This is a genomic window from Acinetobacter sp. NCu2D-2, from assembly GCF_001647675.1.
Lineage (GTDB): Bacteria > Pseudomonadota > Gammaproteobacteria > Pseudomonadales > Moraxellaceae > Acinetobacter.
On the sequence record NZ_CP015594.1, the window covers coordinates 1,881,800 to 1,902,042 of the forward strand.

Annotated in this window: 14 protein-coding genes, 6 tRNA genes and 2 pseudogenes; 7 read left to right on the top strand and 15 right to left on the bottom strand. The window is 41.1% G+C overall.

Going from position 1 to position 20,243, the window contains the following annotated elements; all coding sequences use genetic code 11:
• Window positions 1-14: 14 nt before the first annotated feature.
• The 8 genes from A3K93_RS09015 to A3K93_RS09050 form a co-directional block, all read right to left on the bottom strand.
• A tRNA-Val gene (locus A3K93_RS09015) sits at window positions 15-90 on the bottom strand.
• Window positions 91-121: 31 nt separating this feature from the next.
• Window positions 122-198 (bottom strand) — tRNA-Asp (locus A3K93_RS09020).
• Window positions 199-211: 13 nt separating this feature from the next.
• A tRNA-Val gene (locus A3K93_RS09025) sits at window positions 212-287 on the bottom strand.
• 21 nt (window positions 288-308) lie between these two features.
• Window positions 309-385, bottom strand: a tRNA-Asp gene (locus A3K93_RS09030).
• Window positions 386-434: 49 nt separating this feature from the next.
• A tRNA-Asp gene (locus tag A3K93_RS09035) sits at window positions 435-511 on the bottom strand.
• A gap of 30 nt (window positions 512-541) precedes the next feature.
• Window positions 542-617: transfer RNA gene (locus tag A3K93_RS09040), tRNA-Val, on the bottom strand.
• Window positions 618-1,037: 420 nt separating this feature from the next.
• Complete coding sequence (gene elsL / locus A3K93_RS09045; protein WP_067730889.1) at window positions 1,038-1,544, bottom strand: cell wall-recycling L,D-carboxypeptidase ElsL; 507 nt, start codon at window positions 1,542-1,544, stop codon at window positions 1,038-1,040.
• A 4-nt stretch (window positions 1,545-1,548) separates the two neighbouring features.
• Window positions 1,549-1,950, bottom strand: coding sequence for a YbaN family protein (locus A3K93_RS09050; protein WP_067730891.1), 402 nt, complete (start codon window positions 1,948-1,950; stop codon window positions 1,549-1,551).
• Window positions 1,951-2,037: 87 nt separating this feature from the next.
• Here A3K93_RS09050 and A3K93_RS09055 point away from each other — a divergent pair, with 87 nt between their 5' ends.
• The 3 genes from A3K93_RS09055 to dapE all read left to right on the top strand — a co-directional run bounded on the left by A3K93_RS09055 (window position 2,038) and on the right by dapE (window position 4,435).
• Window positions 2,038-2,895 carry a DUF1853 family protein gene (locus A3K93_RS09055; protein ID WP_067730893.1) on the top strand — a complete coding sequence of 286 codons (858 nt, stop codon included), beginning with the start codon at window positions 2,038-2,040 and terminating at the stop codon, window positions 2,893-2,895.
• Window positions 2,896-3,026: 131 nt separating this feature from the next.
• Window positions 3,027-3,176, top strand: coding sequence for an entericidin A/B family lipoprotein (locus tag A3K93_RS09060; RefSeq protein ID WP_067731715.1), 150 nt, complete (start codon window positions 3,027-3,029; stop codon window positions 3,174-3,176).
• 125 nt (window positions 3,177-3,301) lie between these two features.
• Window positions 3,302-4,435: a succinyl-diaminopimelate desuccinylase gene (dapE, locus tag A3K93_RS09065; RefSeq protein WP_067730895.1), complete on the top strand. Its 1,134-nt coding sequence runs from the start codon at window positions 3,302-3,304 to the stop codon at window positions 4,433-4,435.
• A 60-nt stretch (window positions 4,436-4,495) separates the two neighbouring features.
• Here dapE and A3K93_RS09070 read toward each other — a convergent pair whose 3' ends face one another.
• From A3K93_RS09070 to pilG, 7 genes and pseudogenes are all read right to left on the bottom strand, one after another.
• Entirely contained in the window at window positions 4,496-4,954 is a 459-nt protein-coding gene (locus A3K93_RS09070; protein ID WP_067730897.1) for a hypothetical protein, read from the bottom strand.
• A gap of 3 nt (window positions 4,955-4,957) precedes the next feature.
• Window positions 4,958-8,905: pseudogene (locus tag A3K93_RS09075) on the bottom strand (Hpt domain-containing protein); the annotation flags it as partial.
• 128 nt (window positions 8,906-9,033) lie between these two features.
• Window positions 9,034-9,562 (bottom strand): annotated as a pseudogene (locus A3K93_RS15150) (Hpt domain-containing protein); the annotation flags it as partial.
• Window positions 9,563-9,723: 161 nt separating this feature from the next.
• On the bottom strand, window positions 9,724-11,796 hold the full coding sequence (locus A3K93_RS09080; RefSeq protein WP_067730901.1) for a methyl-accepting chemotaxis protein: 2,073 nt from the start codon (window positions 11,794-11,796) through the stop codon (window positions 9,724-9,726).
• 44 nt (window positions 11,797-11,840) lie between these two features.
• Window positions 11,841-12,377, bottom strand: coding sequence for a chemotaxis protein CheW (locus A3K93_RS09085; protein ID WP_067730903.1), 537 nt, complete (start codon window positions 12,375-12,377; stop codon window positions 11,841-11,843).
• Between the two features lie 5 nt (window positions 12,378-12,382).
• Entirely contained in the window at window positions 12,383-12,751 is a 369-nt protein-coding gene (locus A3K93_RS09090; protein WP_067730905.1) for a response regulator, read from the bottom strand.
• A 24-nt stretch (window positions 12,752-12,775) separates the two neighbouring features.
• Entirely contained in the window at window positions 12,776-13,159 is a 384-nt protein-coding gene (pilG, locus tag A3K93_RS09095) for a twitching motility response regulator PilG (protein WP_067730907.1), read from the bottom strand.
• A gap of 329 nt (window positions 13,160-13,488) precedes the next feature.
• Between pilG and A3K93_RS09100 the strand changes: the two genes are divergently transcribed.
• From A3K93_RS09100 to A3K93_RS09115, 4 genes are all read left to right on the top strand, one after another.
• Window positions 13,489-14,124 (top strand): hypothetical protein, encoded by a 636-nt coding sequence (locus A3K93_RS09100; protein WP_067731716.1) that lies wholly within the window; start codon window positions 13,489-13,491, stop codon window positions 14,122-14,124.
• Window positions 14,125-14,234: 110 nt separating this feature from the next.
• A complete protein-coding gene (locus A3K93_RS09105) occupies window positions 14,235-15,302 on the top strand; it encodes an efflux RND transporter periplasmic adaptor subunit (RefSeq protein WP_227509897.1) in 1,068 nt (355 codons plus the stop codon).
• A 13-nt stretch (window positions 15,303-15,315) separates the two neighbouring features.
• Window positions 15,316-18,423, top strand: a complete 3,108-nt coding sequence (locus tag A3K93_RS09110) for an efflux RND transporter permease subunit (RefSeq protein WP_067730911.1) — start codon at window positions 15,316-15,318, stop codon at window positions 18,421-18,423.
• 98 nt (window positions 18,424-18,521) lie between these two features.
• Entirely contained in the window at window positions 18,522-20,237 is a 1,716-nt protein-coding gene (locus A3K93_RS09115) for a proline--tRNA ligase (protein ID WP_067730913.1), read from the top strand.
• Window positions 20,238-20,243: the final 6 nt, after the last annotated feature.

The following is a 20,243-nucleotide window of genomic DNA, read 5'->3' on the forward strand; positions in this document are numbered from 1 at the left end:
ATCTATAAAAGATATGGTGGGCGCTGACGGGATCGAACCGCCGACATTCTGCTTGTAAGGCAGACGCTCTACCAACTGAGCTAAGCGCCCTTAAAGGGTCAAACTGTTTTGATTCTTAGGATGGCGCAGCGGACGGGACTCGAACCCGCGACCCCCGGCGTGACAGGCCGGTATTCTAACCAACTGAACTACCGCTGCATCACAAAAAATCTGGTGGGCGCTGACGGGATCGAACCGCCGACATTCTGCTTGTAAGGCAGACGCTCTACCAACTGAGCTAAGCGCCCTCAAAAGGTCTACTATGTAAATGGCGCAGCGGACGGGACTCGAACCCGCGACCCCCGGCGTGACAGGCCGGTATTCTAACCAACTGAACTACCGCTGCATCTACACAATGTCGCTATTGTGGCAAACGATTTATTAAGAACTTAAAGTGGCGCAGCGGACGGGACTCGAACCCGCGACCCCCGGCGTGACAGGCCGGTATTCTAACCAACTGAACTACCGCTGCACTATAAGTGTCTCAACTTTGAAAGAAGCTTGGTGGGCGCTGACGGGATCGAACCGCCGACATTCTGCTTGTAAGGCAGACGCTCTACCAACTGAGCTAAGCGCCCTTTCAAATCGACTTCATCGCTTGATGAGGTGCATTATAGAGAATCCTGACCGAGTGTCAAACGCTTTTCTAACTGTTTTCCACATTTTAAGTTCGAGTGATTAAAAAATAAGTCGATTGTTAAAAAAAACAACACTTTTTGTATATTTTTTAAGTTTATACCTTAAAATAAATGAAAATATTCTATATTTATTTTCATAAAAAACTTGCATGATCCATTAAACAAATCATTAGCATATTGATTTTGCTTAAATAATATACATATTTAATTTTCCACAGAGATTTTGATGCTATAGATCTTCCATCTGTGCGCTTTTAAATAACATCCATCACTTACAACGCTGCGTTTTAACTTTAATAGCAAATCACAAAAGTTGAAAAAGATCAGAAAGGCGATCTGTCTTCCCTTTATTCGAAGTTTTTAATACTCAATTGCATGTTCTGAAATATAAACCAAGGCTTTTTCAGGAATCATGTCGAATAGCTCAACAATGTCTGTATTACGCATGCGGATACAGCCATGCGACATCGGCTCGCCCATGGGTTCAGAATCTGGTGTGCCATGTATATAGATATAACGGTTATAACTGTCACATCCTTCACCTTGATTAAAACCTGGTTCTAAACCGCCAAGGCGTAAGATCCGGGTCAAAATCCAATCGCGATCAGGAAATTCAGATGCTAAATCTTGATCATAAATTTCACCTGTTGCTTGTCTGGCAATAAAAACGCTATTGATTGGCGCATTTTCGCCAAACTTTTCAGCAATTTCATGAAAACCACGTGGTGTTTTGCCACTATTCTCTATTTCACCAATGCCGTTTTTACCTGTAGAAATGGCATAGACTTTTTTAAGTTTGGGTAAGATCAATTGTTGTTGGGCTAAATCAATCCAAATCTCGGCTTGATGAATATCGTATTGGCTCATGATTCTATTCTTTGTTTTCCTGTGCGGATTCAGGCTGAATAACAGGTATTTGAGGTTCAGGTCGGCGCCATAACCATATAGCTACGATCAGCATGGTGAGATCAGTAAAGATTTTTACAGCAAGCGGTGCATTGGTAAACAGCATGATAATGCCACTGATGAACATCATGCTTGAGGCAATGACCTTTGCTTTACGCGGTACTGTGCCGTTTTCACGCCATGCACGTAAAGTTGGTCCGTATTTAGGGTGATTGAGTAACCACGCATCCATCTGTGGCCATCCTTTTGATGCCGCCCATGCAGCAAGAATAAGAAATACCGTTGTTGGCATACCTGGCAGCAAGGCACCGATAAAGCCAAGTAATACAAAAAGTACTACTAAACTTCGCCAAAACAACGTTTTCATACAAACACCCCAAATTTCGAATGAATGTAGTATAAAGTGTTTTGCAATCTTGCGTTGTATATAAACCAATTCTATACAGGATGCCTTATGCCCTTTTCACCGTTAAATACCAACCTATATGAAAAGTGGCAAAACTATCAGCATCCTTTGGTTCGACAACTTGCTTTTGCTGTCGGCAGTCCGAATATCCTGTCTCAGCTCCCTGACGAGCTTGAAATTATTCATCCTTTCCAACTTCATGATGATCAAACATGGCAAAAGCATTTAGAAAATTATCACCCTCGCCTGATTGAATTAGACCAAAACCCAACCGAATTGATTGAATTCGTCAGTCGGCTTAAAAGTACCCGCTTAGGACTTCGTTTTGAAATGCTGGTGTGGTTTTGGTTATTAGATGCTAAATATCACCCCTATCAGCTACTTGGTCACAGTATTCAAAAAATTGATGGACCAAAAACTTTGGGCGAACTCGATTTTGTTTTATTAAATGCCGAAACTCATCAGATTGAACATTGGGAAGTGGCGCTTAAATATTATTTAGCTGAAGCGGATTTGAGCTTAGCCAATTGGTATGGCTTAAATCGTAGCGATACACTCAATCGAAAATTAAAACACTTTACCCAAAAGCAATTCCAATTTCAGGAAGCTTTAGGTCATCATATTCAACAACGTTATTGCATGATTAAAGGACAGTTATACCTTCCCCAGCATCAAGTTTTAGATAACATTCCGAATTGGATCAACCCAAATAGACGAATTGGATGCTGGGGTAAGCAAATCTTTAAGCCTGAGCAAGGCTATTATCGCTTACAGCGCCATGAATGGATTTATCCTGAAGCACAGCCAAGTAGTCAGCCTGCCACTTGGTGGACAGATGGTTTGTACAAACACCAAGATCACAATGACTTTTATATGTTCCGTCAACCGCATTTAATTCATATTTAAGCAACAACGATTAGATGAATATTACATTTATTAACCGAAGCACAATGAAAACCACATATTTTTTATGACGTATATTTTTTAATCTAAGTCCACATCATAATAATTTTATTATTGATAACACGGAGATGATGATGACAAAAATTCTAGCTGCTTCTTTAGCATTGGCTTTCGTATTAACTGGATGTAACACTGTAAAAGGTGTTGGTAAAGACGTTTCTAAAGCAGGTGAAGCTGTCACAGGTACTGCTGAAAAAACTTCTGAAGAAATTCGCCGCAATTAATTTGATTGTTGCAAATTAAAAGAGCCCTATTTTAAATAGGGTTTTTTTACGTTTAATGCTCACATCTTGCTGAAGATTCGCCTATTATAGTGCCGATAATATTATCGATTTACGAATGAATCTCTATGACATCTTCCGCAACTCTCGATTTAAGCCTACAACTCCTACGCCAACCTTCAGTGACTCCTGTCGACCATGACTGCCAGCACATCATGGCTGAACGTTTAAAGAAAGTTGGATTTAACGTTGAATCTATGCGATTTGAGGATGTCGATAATATTTGGGCGCGCAAAGGCACAGAAGGTCCTGTGTTCTGTTTTGCAGGCCATACCGATGTTGTTCCTACAGGTAATTTAGACGCTTGGAATTCAGATCCGTTCAAACCTGAAATTCGCGATGGCAAGCTCTACGGTCGTGGTAGTGCAGACATGAAAACGGCGTTGGCTGCTATGGTTGTAGCTACTGAACGTTTTGTAGAAAAACATCCTGACCATAAAGGCTCAATTGCCTACCTGATTACTTCAGATGAAGAAGGTCCTTCAATCAATGGTACGGTTAAAGTGATTGAAGCCCTTGAAGCACGTCAGGAAAAAATTACTTGGTGTTTAGTGGGTGAACCATCAAGTACCAACAAATTGGGTGATATTGTAAAAAATGGTCGACGTGGTTCTTTAAATGCCAATCTCACTGTAAAAGGCAAACAAGGTCATGTGGCTTACCCACATTTAGCGATTAACCCGATCCATACCGCTTCAAAAGCCATTGCTGAACTTTGCGAAACTGTTTGGGATCAAGGCAATGAGTATTTTCCTGCGACTTCATTCCAAATTTCGAATATTAATGCAGGTACAGGTGCAACCAATGTTGTACCTGGCACCATGAATATTTTGATGAACTGGCGTTATTCGACTGAAGTGACGGCAGAACAACTGCAAGCGCGTACACTCGAAATTTTAGACCGTCATGGTGTCGATTATGATATTTCTTGGACATTATCCGGTTTACCTTTCCTCACCCCTGTTGGTGAACTCGTCAATGCTGCGACACATGCCATTCGTAAAGTCACAGGCATTGAGACAGAACTTTCAACATCAGGTGGTACTTCAGATGGTCGCTTCATTGCACCAACAGGTGCCCAAGTCCTTGAGTTAGGCGTGTTAAATGCCACAATTCATCAAATTAATGAACACGTTAATATTGATGATTTGGAGCCACTTGCTGAAATTTACGAACAAATCCTTGTTGATCTATTGGCTTAGTCACAGTACAAAAGAAAAAAGGAACGCAATGTGTTCCTTTTTTACGTCAATTATCGCTGTTTAGGCGCGTAGTGTAGATTCAATATAATCCATATTTGGAATATGGTAGACCTGATCTGCCATACGTACATATTGGAACACAGCAGAATCCTTAATTTCTAAATCAGCATCTACTACTTCAGAAATACGGATACGAATTGTTTTCGGCATTTCATTACACATCAAAGCGAAACGCTGTGAACTTTCATCCCCTTCAATCACCAACGCTACACCATTTTTCTGATCAGGTGCACTGACAGAATACACAGGCAGCATCGCTTCATGCCATTCCACTGTTTTTACCTGCGTTTCACTATCGAGTGCAGACAAGACAATATTTTGGGGCAGCAACATGGGTTCTTTGTCATGGCATTCAATAATATAAGCATCAATGAATCCAGTAGAAACCGTAATTAGATGCTGTAGTTCTTGCTGACTAATTTTGTCTTTAGCGGCTGTAGATACGATATTTTGACTCATACATTACCCCTGTTTTTCAGCAATCAAATCTTGGATATTGGCAAGCAATTCTGCTTCCTGGAATGGTTTACCCATGTAGTGAGTCACACCTAAACTGAATGCACGTTCACGATGTTTCTCGCCTGTACGTGAGGTAATCATAATAATTGGTAAGTCACGATGAATATCATGGCGACGTACCAAGTTCGTCACCTCAAAACCATCCATACGTGGCATTTCAATATCTAGCAACATTAAGTCAGGGCGTACGTTTTCAAGTTGCTCCATCGCATCAACACCATCTTTCGCAGTCACGATGTCATAGCCCTGACGTTCAAGTAAACGCGATGTCACTTTACGTACGGTCACAGAATCATCGACAATCATGACTAAGCGGCGTGTGCTACTTGTTCGGATATCGCGATGTTCAGTCGTATGTTTAATACGTTGTGTTGCCTGAATTTGACGTGCAACATTTTGACCATCAAGAATCAGACACACTTGACCATCCCCGAGAATCGTTGCCCCTGCGACAACACCGACATTGGCAAACTGTTGACCAATCGGTTTCACCACGATCTGTGAACGTGAACCGACTAATTGATCGACAAGAAGCGCAATGGTCTGTCCACTGTTCCCTTTAATTAACAACACAGGTAACGAGTGACCAACATTGTTAAGGCGTGGAATTGGTTGATTAGCAACAAACTCAGAGAGATAACGTAGCTTGTAGTCCGTGCCATCAATCTTGAAGTAGTCTTCTTTACTGTTGAAATAAGTCTCAAGTGTTGCAGGTGCAATACGTACAATTCGATCAATTTGCGCCAAGGCAATTGCGAATTGTTGATCGCCAACTTTCACCATCAATGCATCACTTACCGCTACCGTTGTCGGTACGCGAATGGTAAAGGTTGTACCCTTACCGAGTGTAGATTGAATTGAGACATGACCACCAAGCGCTTTAATTTCACTTTGTACGACATCCAGTCCGACACCACGACCAGAAATCTGTGTGACTGCTTTTGCAGTACTGAAACCTGGGTGGAAAATAAACTGTAATAGTTCTTCTTGCTCAATGATCTGATCAGGTTTTACCAAACCTAAACTGATGGCTTTCTCACGGATACGCTCCGCATCGATCCCTTTACCATCATCACTAAATGAAACGAGAACATCGGTACCCTGACGGCTGATATCCAGCACGATTGAACCCACTTCAGGTTTATTTAGTGCAATACGTTGATCGGTATCTTCTAAACCATGGTCAATCGCATTACGTAGCATGTGCTCGAAAGGTGTCACCAAACGTTCAAGAATGGTACGGTCTAATTCACCTTCTGAGTTTTGCACAATGAGTTCAGCAGGTCGGTTTAATGTCGTCGATGTTTGACGCACAATACGTTGCAAACGCGGCAACATACGGTCAAAAGGCACCAAGCGAGTACGCATCAAACTTTCTTGAATTTCTGCTTGAATGCGCGATTGTTGTAGTAATAAACCTTCAGTATCACGAATTTTGTCAGAAAGCGTGGTTTTGAAATCGACTAAATCCGATGCTGACTCTGTCAATGATTTAGACAGTTGATTTAAAGATGAATATTGGTCCATTTCTAATGGGTCAAAATCGGCATAGCGTGAGTTTTCAGATCCATGTTTGGCAATAATTTGAGATTCCAGCTCTCCTTCCATTCGACGTAACTGATCCGCCAAACGTTTAATCGCAAGCTCCATCTCGTTCAAGGTATTGCCAAGCTGACCTAAGTCCATCTCAATTCGTGAACGGTTAATCGAGTTCTCACCCGATAAGTCAATCATCTTCTCAACAAGATCTGCCGAGATACGAATCATCTCGTTACTTGTATCGTGAGTCATCGATTCTTGCCATTCACCCAACATACTTGGTGGCTCTGTACCGTCACCTTGAATAAATTCAAAGCCTGTAGCCGTAGACAACGTTTCCGTTTTGGTTAGTCGTTCAGGTAATTGAGCCGTAACATCAACATATTCAATCGCTTCTAAAGCAGTTCGAATTTGCTCGAAGTTATTGTATTCACGTTTAAAGATTGCTGTGCGTAGCCAATCGAGCGTTTTTAACAGCAATGCATCATACGCATTCGAGTTAAAGTGATGTACCGCAAATTGCTCGAATGTGGTTTCTAACTCATAGGCAATGCTTGCAATGGTCTCATTGGCAATCATACGTGCACCACCTTTGATACTGTGGGCAGCACGTTGCAATTGGAGTAATAAACTTCGGTCACTACGCTGATCAAACCATTGATTTAACAGTTTCTCAGTATTATTGAGAATTTCCTCAGATTCTTCTAAGAAAGTTTCTTCAACAATTGATTTTAGCTCATCTTCTTCGCTGAGAGGTGTCGAAGCTTCAATATTAGTAAGTTCAGGTTCTGCTTCACTTTGCGATGTAGTATCAAACGATGAGGTTTCAGCAGATGAAAGTGTTACTTCATCACTTTCTGCTGTAATAGTTTCCTGCTCTTCTACAGATGGATCAATAAAGTCCATTGCAAAGCTGGTTTCTGTTTCTAATACAGGCGCATTTTCAATAGCTAGCTCTGCAACAAAATTGACAACTTCAGCTTCAAGTGTTGCATCAGATTCAGGGGTCACTACAACTTGTGCAGCATCACCTGAAAGCAAGCTTTGGATATTTTGTAAAATTGAAATTGCAGCAGTCGCAGGATAATCAACCGATTGGTCTCGAATCGTTTGAATACGATCAGACACATTATCCTGTACTAGACGAATAATCTGAATCAAGTTTGTAGATACATGAATTTGATGGCGAATTACTCGCTCATAAATACTTTCAAGCTCATGGGCAATTGAGCCGATATTTGATGCAGCAATCATATTTGCGCTACCTTTTAAGGTATGCAAATAACGCATCAAATTCTTTAAGGAATGGGTATCATCATGATTTTTAGACCATGTATTCAGGTCTTCATCAATACCGACAAGTAATTCATCTGCTTCTTCAAGGAAAATATCAACCAAATCAGGATCAAAGTCTGAATTTGATTCAGAAGAATCAATCAGCTGACGGTCAGAAGCAATTTGTTGACTTAACGTTGCAAAATCAATATGACCTGCATTGGTCGTTGCCGCAGTCGTAGTAAGCTCAACGACAGCAGCACCTTCCACCACTTCTTCCGCAACTTCAGCAACTTCGTCAATGTCTTGCTGTACATAAGCAGACAAATCTGCCAAGCGTTTGGTTGTATCTTCACTCAAGATGACACGCTGCCCCGCAGCCAAAGTATCAAACAAATGAATGAACTCTTGGTGTACGTGGGCAAACAATTCAAATGCATAATCATTTTGTAGCAATGCTGGCTTATCAATTAATGCATCGTAGGCATTTTTCAGTTCTGAGGTAAAATCATAAATACCCTGTGCAGCACGATTTTCCGTATGCATTAACAATTCAGTCGCTTGTTTGCTCAGCGACTCTACATAGTCTGGATATTCATCCTTCACTCGAGTATCGAACTCAAATTCAGCATCCAAAAGTAGATCAATATCAAGCTCAACCAATTGAGAGACAATCCCTTTGGTTTCTATGACATTGTCATCTGCAGAGAAGCCATAATCGTCCCATGCACGATCAAAAGTTTGGTGTATTTTGCTTAATTGATCTGTATTGCCTGTCGGCAAGATGTGCAAGTAATCACTGACAAATTCCGCATATTGCTGTAACAGCCCAATTGCTTTTGAACTTGTGCTGATTTCATCTTGCACGAGGGTTTTAAATAGATTTTCAACTTTAGAGCTGGCATCAAAAATTTCATCAATATGTGCCATTGATGAACTACCACGCAGGGTATGAAGTGCGCGAATTAAGCCATTATAATCTTGATTTTTTTCATCACTATTGGTTAAGAAACGAGTAATTGTTTCTAAGTGTTCCTCTGCTTCTTCGAGGAAAATACCCAGTGTCACTTCAATATCAGTCGGTTCTGAAGAATCTACTAGCTCTAATACCACAGTTGACTCAGGAGTCGCTTCCACATGAGCTAGATCTGCGACAGCCATGGATCCATCAGCCATGACACTTTCAATTACATCAAAGTCATTCGATATAATTTCAAGGCCTGTCGATTGACCTTCTGCGGTTAATTGATCTGCCAAGACCAATAACTCTTCTAATGCAGGTTCAGGGCTTTGCTGTTGTTGTAATTGTTGCCCTAATAACACCAATGGACGTAGATCAACATCCAAAGCTTCTACATTTTTAAATTTTGGATACAAGGTATATTGATAAACATTAAAAGCAGCTTTTGCAAATTGTTGAATTACAGGCGTTAATGGAATTGAACCTGATTTAACACGGTTCAGTGTATCTTCTACAGCCCATGCCAATTCACCCGCTGCTTTTGCTCCCACCATCCGGCCAGAGCCTTTTAATGTATGAAAATGGCGACGTACAGTTGCAAGAATTTCTTGGTCATTCGGTTGAGATAACCAATCTGGAAATAAAGCATTTAGCTCAACGAAAATTTCCTCTATCTCTTCTACAAAAATCTCTAAGATTTCTGCATCTTGATCTAGATATTCATCTTCAGGAAGCGTTGTTGTTTCAACTAAATTTTTTAATATTTCTTTCATAGCTAAGGCTTCTTACGTCTTGCAACTTAGGCAGTTGCTCAAACTCAATCACGACCAGCAAGCGAAACCCAACAAAATTGTTAAGTAGATTTGCACGACGTTTTATCTGGATTTCAATGTGCCTTGACCGCAGTCAAGACACGTTGTTCACGGTTGATCACTTACTCTGGAAGTTTAAAGTCAGATACAGATTCACGTAATGCATCAGCCATGTTTGCCAATTCAGATACTGAACGTGCAGTATCGAATGTTGCAGTCGTTGTTTGCGCTGTAATTTCTTGTACGACATTCATCGTTGTTGCAATATGACCTGCAGATGCCGATTGTAGTTTTGCAGCATCAGAAATGTTCGCAATCAATTTCGCAAGGTTATTTGATACCGTTTGAATCTCATCCAGTGCAACACCCGCATCCTTAGATAAGTTCGCACCGCGGACAACCTCAGCTGTGGTTTGTTCCATCGAAATTACCGCTTCGTTGGTATCGGTCTGAATCGTTTTTACCAAGCCTTCAATCTGTTTAGTTGCAGATGCAGAACGCTCCGCAAGACGTTGGACTTCGTCGGCTACGACTGCGAAACCACGACCCGCTTCACCCGCCATCGATGCCTGAATTGCAGCGTTCAATGCCAAGATGTTGGTTTGATCTGCAATATCGTTAATTAAGGCAACGATGTTACCAATTTCTTGAGACGACTCACCCAAACGCTTAATACGCTTAGAGGTTTCCTGAATCTGTTCACGAATCGTGTCCATACCCTCAATCGAGCGGTTTACAACGTCCGCACCGTTGGCAGCAATTTGTACTGAACGCTCCGCAACCACAGCAGACTCTTCCGCATTGGCAGATACTTGGTCAATCGACATCGCCATTTCATTAATCGCTGCAGATGCACCCGCAATTTCTTGCGCCTGATGTTCTGATGCTTCTGCAAGCTGGTTGGTAATGCTTTGCGTAGTCGCAGTATATTGCGCGACTTCTTGTGAAGTTTCAGTAATACGCGATACCAAGTCACGAAGTTGGTCGATTGCGAAGTTAATCGAATCGGCAATCGCACCGGTAAAGTCTTCAGATACCGTCGCATGGGAACGCAAGTCACCATCTGCAAGATCGGCAATCTCGTCAAGTAAACGTAAAATCGCGTTTTGGTTACGGTCATATTCTTCTTGTAGACGACCTACACGTTGTTTATCTGACAAACCACGAAGTGATAACAGTTTAAATACGCAGTATAAGAAACCAATCAAGAATAGAATCAACAGGATTGCAGGAATAATTGTTTTAAGACCTGTACTACTTGATAGCTTGTTTAAGTTTTGAAGCAATTCATCTGATTGCGCAAAAATAGATGCTGATGCTTGGTGTACTTTTACAATCTGCGCTGAGTTTTTCAGAATCGTTGCTGAAGCTGATTTTAATACGTCATCGTATTCAGATTTAATGCCTTCTAGAGATTCACGCAAAGTTGGATCATTAATACGTTCTACACCAAGCTGTGCTGAACCTGTTAATTGTGCATTTAAATATGAACCGAAAGTTTCAGTATCTGAACTGAAGTCATCTGCTGATTCACGAGAACCATCTGTGCCCGTCAATACCAAAGAGATCGAACGTAAAATACGTTCTGCAATAAATACTTGGTTCTTCGCAATAACCACCTGACTTGATGGCATATCTTGACGTGCCATTTGGTCGACCATCAAGTTATATTCTGCCTGAATACCCGGAATTGCTTCACCAATCGCGATGTTGGTATCGTAAAGCTGATTAATGATTTTTTGTTGTGAAGAAATCAAATCAATATTCGAAGACACTTGTGCCCATTGTTTATCTACTGTTTGTAAAGCTTCATTATTTGAGTGAATGCTTTTTACTGTTTCTAAATTTTCAGCGAACTGTTTTTGTGAATCTGTCAGTTTTTTCATCGCCTCTGGCGTTCCTGAAGCTGTCGCTTCAGTCGCTTGACGAGAAATCGTCTGTGATAAAAGACGTAAATCACCCAGACTACGTGTTAATTCATTGGCACGCGGAACGATATAGAAAAGAGACAATAGAATAATTGTCGCTGCCAATAGACACCCAACGGCACCATAGATCAGCGGCTTAGATTTTTCACTATCCCCAAATACACGTGACAACTGATCCGCTTGTGACTGGATCTTCGTCAAAAAAGCATTGCCGCCTTTGCGACCTCCGCTTTCCCCTGCATTTTTCTTTTTAAGCTTAAAGCCCATACAGCCTCTCCCCGATTACGCCCTTTTTTTCTTTCGCGCGACAATTAATTTATAAATTTTATAGATGCATTCATGTATTTTGGATTTTGCAACAAACGGCTGAATAAGAATACATGCCATTGCTGGTTATGCTGATGAAAGAACCCCTGACAATATTCTTTTAGGTTCTCATCCAATTCAGCATTTTTAGAAAAGAAACTTTTCTTATTAAAGTGTTGAATCCCCAAAACTTGATCGACGACCAATCCCACATATTGATCATTATGGTTAATGCATAAAACTTTTTGAGTTGGTGTAAATTGGCTTTTATGACCTGATATATATTGTGCTAAGTCTGAAACAGATAAAAGCCTACCCCGAATATTGGCCAGTCCCACAACCCAAGGCTGTGTATTTGGAACTGGCGTATATTTTGGCGGATAGATCACTTCTGATACTTCCCCAAGTGGGGCAACGAAATACTGCCCCATCATCTCAAAAGCAATGCCTGACCATCGGTTTGCTTCATTTTCATTGGAAACGTAGTTTTTATTACCCCGTTTAGCAATGCGAAGCAGTTCGATAAATCCATTTGCTGCCATAGAGCTTATCCTGCATTGAGGTGTTGTTTTATCACATCAATTAATTGTTGTTCATCAACAGGTTTAGTCAGATAATCCGCTGCACCTTGACGTTTACCCCATACACGGTCAGTCGCCTGATCTTTGGTACTGACGATGACAATCGGAATATGTTTTGTTGTCGCGCCACGTGCAATTTGTCGTGTTGCTTGAAATCCATTTACGCCTGGCATTACCACATCCATGAGAACAAGATCTGGTAATTCAGCTTGTGCCACGGTGACACCATCCGCGCCATTTGCCGCTTCTAAAACTTCAAACCCATGTTTGGTTAAAATTTCACGAAAACGGAAAGTTTCTGTCGGTGAGTCATCTACTACAAGGATACGTGACATGCTTATTCCCCCAAAAAATCTAATTTAAGCACGGATATGGTTACGGATTGCATTAAGCAATTCATCTTTACTGAACGGTTTAGTCAAATATTCATCCGAACCAACAACACGACCTTTCGCCTGATCGAATAGACCGTCTTTACTTGACAGCATAATCACAGGGATATTTTGGTAATTTTGAGAGTTTTTGATTAATGCACAAGTTTGGTAACCGTCTAAACGTGGCATCATAATATCGACAAAAACGATGTCTGGTGTTGTTTCTGCAATTTTTGACAGTGCTTCAAAACCATCAACTGCAGTCACCACTTCACATCCTTCTCGTTGTAGAAGAGTTTCTGCTGTACGACGAATGGTTTTTGAGTCATCAATCACCATAACTTTTAAATTTTGAAATGTATCGTCCATTTTTGCCCCTTCTATTCTAGAAACGATTTTGCAATTGCGCTTATAGCATTATTTTAGTGCGATTGATCAATATTTTTAACATACCTGTTATAAGATTATCAACGAACATTTTCCACCCAAGTAGACATAAAATATTTTTTTTAACAACAACTTCACACTTTATAATATTCATTGTTTTATTTTTGACTTACACTAGTTTTTAATTGGTTCTTTTACGTCTAAGATAGCACTATTATTACTTTTTTTTAATTGGTTCTTTTACGTCTAAGATAGCACTATTATTACTTTAAAATAAGTAATTTAGTCAACTTTAATTTGGGGTGACAATGATGAGTCAGTTTGCAGAAAAACTTGCTTGCATTGATAAAAATAAGTTTATAAAAAATACTGTGATTCTGCTGACACTGAGTTTAACCTCAGCGTGGATCTATGCCAACACGCAAAAGCCGAAATGGTATCGTTACTATGACAGTAAAGGTGTTGCCAATATCAGTACCAATGTTACGCCAAATCATATCCGTTATGGCTATGAAGCACTGGATCAAAATATGCAAGTGATTCAGCGTGCGCGTCCATATAATGTGGAAGCCGATATTAAGCAGGCACCGCAACGTGCGATTCAGCAACAATGTAAAGCTGAAGATGCCAAGCTCAAGCGTGCATATACCAATAGTCATATTGCCACTCAGAAAAAGAAAGAAGCATTGACTCAACTGAAAAAGCAAATTGCGTTTCAACAAGAACAGCTTAAACAGTTGCAAACTGATCGTATTACTTTTGTACGTCAGGAACGTGAAATTGCCCGTAAAGGCAAAAACATTCCTGAACATTTAAAACTGACACTCGATACAAATCAAAAAAACATCATCAATCAAAAAGAAAATATTCAATCTTTACAAAGTCGCTATCGAAACATGGAAGCTGAATACGACAGAATTATCAGTCGCTTGAAAGCCCTTGAGTAATCGATTCAGGTAGGCTGTTAAAGATAGCGCTATAAAGGACGCTTATGCTATTTACATCTGATGCTTATACAACTCGCATACCATTTCAGCGTAGCCTAATTGTGGCTGGAATGTTTGGCCTAGCCATTACTTTATCTGCATGTGATCGAAACGAGAAAACAGAAACTCCCCCTACCCCTCAAGCAATTGAGCTCATCCAAGATGATCTAGTTGCTGTCAAAAGCGGAGAATCTGTACAAACGACTGCATTTACGGGAACCATCCGTGCCATTAATCAAAGTAGTTTGCAAGCTCAGGTGTCAGCAACAGCCACAACTGTCACTGCACAAGTGGGTGATCGTGTTCAAAAAGGTCAAATACTCGTCCGCTTAAATAATCAGGATAATGCCGCACGTTTAGCCCAAGCCCAAGCCAATAAAGCATCTGCTCAAGCACAAGCCAATCAGGCGAAATTGATGATGGAACGTAAGCAGCGCTTACTCAATCAAGGTTTTATTTCCAAAGTAGAATATGAGCAAAGTCGTGTTGATTATCAGGCACAACTCGAAAATGTTCGTGCGCAACAAGCCAATGTCGATATTTCCTTAAAGGCCGATCAAGATGGCATTATTAAAAGTCCCATTGATGGTGTCATCACCAAACGTGAAGTCGAGCCGGGTCAAACCGTTGCTATTGGGCAAACCCTGTTTGAAATTGTCGATCCACAAAAATTAGAAATTCAAGCCAAACTACCAAGCGATCTACAAAGTAGTCTACGTGTCGGCAATGCCATTGAATACCAAATCCAAGGCAATCCAAATCGTTTAACTGCACACATCAGTCGTATTTCTCCAATTGCGGATCAAGCCAGCCGTCAAATTGAATTCTTTGCCACACCCAAAGAAACCATTAGCTCTTTGAGTATTGGCTCCTTTGTTGAAGGCAAAATTCTGAGTTCACAAAAACTGAGTGGTCAGATCATTCCTTTAGACGTGGTGCGTAATGCCGAGTCCAAACCTTATTTGTGGGTAGTACGTCAAAATAAACTGATCAAAGTTCAAGTTGAGTTACTCGAACAACGCTATCAAGACAATACGGCGGTCATTAAAGGGTTGATCGCAGGAGATCAAGTCAGCCGAATTGAATTTACGGATGCTGATATTCAAAAGACCGTATCCATTGATGCAAAACAAAAATAAATAGGACTGAACTATGTGGTTAACTCGAATCAGTGTGAAATACCCTGTGTTCACCATCATGATGATGTTCTGTTTGATGGTGATCGGTCTTGCATCTTGGCAACGAATGGGCGTGGAAGAATTTCCTGATGTAGACTTTCCTTTTGTCGTAGTTTACACCAACTATCCTGGTGCATCACCAGAAACGGTTGAATCAGAAATTACTAAAAAACTTGAAGATCAGATTAATACCATCTCAGGGTTAAAGCAGGTCATTTCTCAGTCCAGTGAAGGACTGTCAATGATCACGGCTGAATTCAACTTAGATGTTTCTTCAACTACAGCAGCACAAGATGTTCGGGACAAAATAGCCTCGGTCACGGCTGAGTTTCGAGACGAAATTCAAGATCCCATTGTGGAGCGTTATGACCCTACAGCAAATGCGATTATGTCGATTGTATTTGAATCGACCAACATGGATCTTAAATCGCTCAGTTCTTATTTAGATCAACGTATTGTTCCTCAGCTTAGAACAGTTGCAGGTGTGGGTACCGTTAACCTATTGGGTGATGCACAGCGTCAGATTCGCATTGAAGTTGAACCACAAAAATTACAAGCCTATGGCATTGGTATTGATAGTGTCATCAATACATTAAAAGCTGAAAATATTGAGGTGCCGGGCGGTACACTGAAATCTGAAAACTCTGAACTCGTTATTGAGATCAACTCTAAGGTCAAACATCCGCTTGGTTTTGGTGATTTAATTGTTGCTAATAAAAACGGCGCGCCAATATTTTTAAAACAAGTTGCAAATGTAAAAGACACTCAAGCTGATCTCGAGTCTTCAGCCTTTTTAAATGGTAAAGCTGCTGTTGCGATTGATATTTTACGTAGCTCTGATTCTAACGTCATTGAAGTCGTGGATCAAACGTATAAAACTTTAGATCTCATTGAACAACAATTACCCAAAGGCACCACACTCAAAGTCGTTGTTGACTCATCGAAAAGTATTCGTGGCAGTATCTCTAGCGTGGCAAGAACCATTATCGAAGGTGCAGTTCTTGCAGTCTTGATTGTATTACTGTTTTTAGGTTCCTATCGTTCAACCATTATTACAGGGCTTACCCTGCCGATTTCTTTACTTGGTACCTTAACTTTTATTTGGATATTTGGTTTTACCATCAATATGATGACCTTACTGGCACTGTCACTCAGTATTGGCCTACTCATTGATGATGCCATCGTGGTACGCGAAAACATTGTGCGGCATGCCGACATGGGTAAAGATCATGTCACGGCAGCACTTGATGGAACGAAAGAAATTGGTTTAGCCGTCCTCGCAACGACTTTGACCATTGTGGCTGTATTCCTCCCTGTTGCCTTTATGGGCGGTATTATTGGCCGTTTCTTCTATCAGTTTGGGGTAACGGTCAGTGCCGCTGTACTGATTTCGATGTTTGTGAGTTTCACGCTCGATCCAATGCTGTCAGCACACTGGGCAGAACGCAAAGCTGATCCAAATAAAAAACCTGGCGTAGTTAAACGTTTCTTTAATTTCATCTCCTCACGTTTAGATAATCTAAGTCATGTTTATGAAAAACTACTGAAACTTGCTTTACGATTTAGATTAATCACGCTGATAGTCGCTGTCGCTTCACTGTTTGGTGCACTCGGGTTATCAAAAATGATTGGGACTGAGTTTGTCCCTGTACCTGACAAGGGTGAGATTCGAATTAAATTTGAAACGCCTGTTGATTCCAGTCTTGAATATTCACAAGCTAAGTTACAACAAGTTGAGCGTGTAATTAAGCAACATCCTGATACTTTAAGTACATATGGTGTCATCAATGGCTTAACAGACCGTGGTAAAAACCATGTCAGTATTCGCGTGACGGTCACACCGCGTACCGAACGTAGTAAAAGCCTGAGTGAACTGAACAATGAGTTCCGTGAACGACTTAAAACTGTTGGTGGCATAAGCGTTACATCGGTTGCCTCTGCAGATGAAACAGTCTCTGGTGGTCAAAAGCCAATTATGATTTCTATCAAAGGTCCAGATTTAAATGAACTGCAAAAAATCTCGGATCGTTTTATGGTAGAAATGGCAAAAATTGATGGCGTAGTGGATTTAGAAACGTCTTTGAAAGAGCCTAAACCAACTCTAGATATGCAAATCAATCGTATTCTAGCCAGTGATTTAGGCTTGTCGGTGAATCAAATTGCCAATGCCGTTCGGCCTTTAATTGCAGGTGATGATGTCACCACATGGCAAGATCCGAAAGGTGAAACTTATGATGTGCATCTTCGTTTAGCTGAAAAAGATCGTGCATTACCAAGTGATCTCCAAAATCTGTATGTCACTTCAAGTAAAACAGATGCAAATGGCCAACCAATTTTGACACCTCTTTCTAGTGTAGCGACTTTTGAAGAGAAGTTAGGCGCTTCGCAAATTAACCGTCGTGATTTAGCTCGTGAAGTGTTGGTTGAAGCCAATACGTCAGGTCGACCTGCAGGTGATATCGGCAATGATATCAGCGCTATGCAAGAGAAGTTTGATATGCCAGTGGGCTATAGCTTTGACACTCAAGGTTCCAATGCTGATATGGCAGAGTCTGCAGGTTATGCCTTAACCGCAATTACCCTTTCCATTGTATTTATTTACATTGTGCTGGGTTCACAGTTCAACAGCTTTATTCACCCTGCTGCGATTATGGCGTCCTTACCGCTGTCCTTAATTGGGGTGTTCTTGGCTTTGTTCCTGTTTAATTCTACTATGAACTTATTCTCGATTATTGGGATCATTATGCTCATGGGTCTGGTGACCAAAAATGCAATTCTACTTATCGACTTTATTAAAAAAGCCATGGATCGTGGTGAGGAGCGATATGATGCCATTATTGCTGCAGGCAAAACTCGATTACGGCCAATTCTCATGACGACAAGTGCCATGGTCATGGGTATGGTGCCATTGTCACTTGGACTTGGTGAAGGCGGCGAACAAAGTGCCCCAATGGCGCATGCGGTCATTGGCGGTGTGATCACCTCCACCCTCCTTACATTAGTGGTGGTGCCGGTGATCTTTACCTATTTGGATGACTTTAAGAATTTTATGTCACGCCAAGCACGAAAAATCATGTCATAATTTCAGTTACTCGAGATGAGGTGACATTGAAAAATGTGCACCTCATTTTTTATTGTATAATCTTCGCTTTCAAGGCTTAATTTTTTAGGACAGCTTCCATGCGCGCGAGTCGCTTTTTATTTGCAACATTAAGAGAAACCCCAAACGATGCTGAAGTGATTTCACATCAGCTAATGCTTCGTGCCGGTATGATTCGTAAATTGGCTTCAGGTTTATATACTTGGTTGCCAATGGGTGTTCGCGTATTAAATAAAGTAGAAGCAATTATCCGTGAAGAAATGGACCGTGCAGGTTCACTTCAAGTCCTCATGCCTGTTACGCAACCTGCTTCTTTATGGGAAGAATCAGGTCGTTATGTGCAGTATGGTCCTGAACTTTTACGCTTTAAAGACCGTCATACCAATGACTTTGTGCTTGGTCCTACACACGAAGAAGTGATTACAGATCTTGCTCGCAATGAACTGAAAAGCTACAAACAGTTGCCAGCAAACTTCTACCAAGTGCAAACAAAATTCCGTGATGAAATTCGTCCACGTTTTGGTGTAATGCGTTCACGTGAATTTGTGATGAAGGATGCTTATTCATTCCATATTGACCAAGCATCTTTACAAGAAACCTATGACAAAATGTACGCTGCGTACTGCAAAATCTTTACTCGTCTGGGTTTAAACTTCCGCCCTGTACAAGCGGATACGGGTTCAATTGGTGGTTCAGGATCACACGAGTTCCACGTATTGGCATCTAGTGGTGAAGACGATATTGCATTCTCAACAGAATCTGACTATGCAGCCAACGTCGAAATGGCTGAAGCCGTGCTTGTCGGTGAACGTGCTGCACCGACTCAAGAATTAAAAATTGTTGATACACCAAATCAAAAAACCATTGCGGATGTATCAGCCTTCTTAGGTACAGATGCAGCGCAATCGGTGAAAGCACTCCTTGTTCAAGGTGTTGCAGAAGAAGGTAAAGCTGCACCTGTGGTGGCTTTATTCCTTCGTGGTGACCATGAACTGAATGAAATTAAAGCGGAAAAACACCCATTAATTTCAGCACCACTTACTTTTGCAACTGAAGAACAATTGACTGCACTTGGCTTAACTGCTGGTTTTGTTGGCCCTCAAGGCTTGGTTGAAAAAGGTCTTACTGTCATTGTAGACCGTGCAGCATCAGTATTGTCTGACTTTGTAGCAGGTGCAAATGAAGCAGATAAACATGCGACTGGTGTGAACTGGGAACGTGATGCCAAGTTTACGGAAGTGTACGACCTACGCAATGTGGTTGAAGGCGATCCATCTCCAGATGGTAAAGGCACACTACAAATTAAACGTGGTATTGAAGTGGGTCATATCTTCCAATTGGGCAAAAAATACTCTGAAGCTTTAGGCTGTAAAGTATTAGGTAAAGACGGTAAACCAACTGTCGTGACGATGGGTTGTTATGGTATTGGTGTGACACGTGTTGTTGCTTCTGCCATTGAACAAAACTTTGATGAAAAAGGCATTATCTGGCCAAGCGCGATTGCTCCATTTGAAGTTGCGATTGTGCCGATGAATGCACATAAATCACCACGTACCATGGAAGCAGCTGAAGTACTGTATGCAGAACTTCAAGCCGCAGGTTTTGACGTGTTATTGGATGACCGTGATGAACGTCCAGGGGTGAAATTCTCTGACCTTGAAATTACCGGTATTCCACACCGTATTGTGATTGGTGAAAAAGGTTTGGATGCAGGTACATTTGAATATAAAGGTCGCCGAGACGCTGAATCTGCAAACGTTTCTAAAGAAGAATTATTGGCGAAAATTGCGAAATAATTGGTC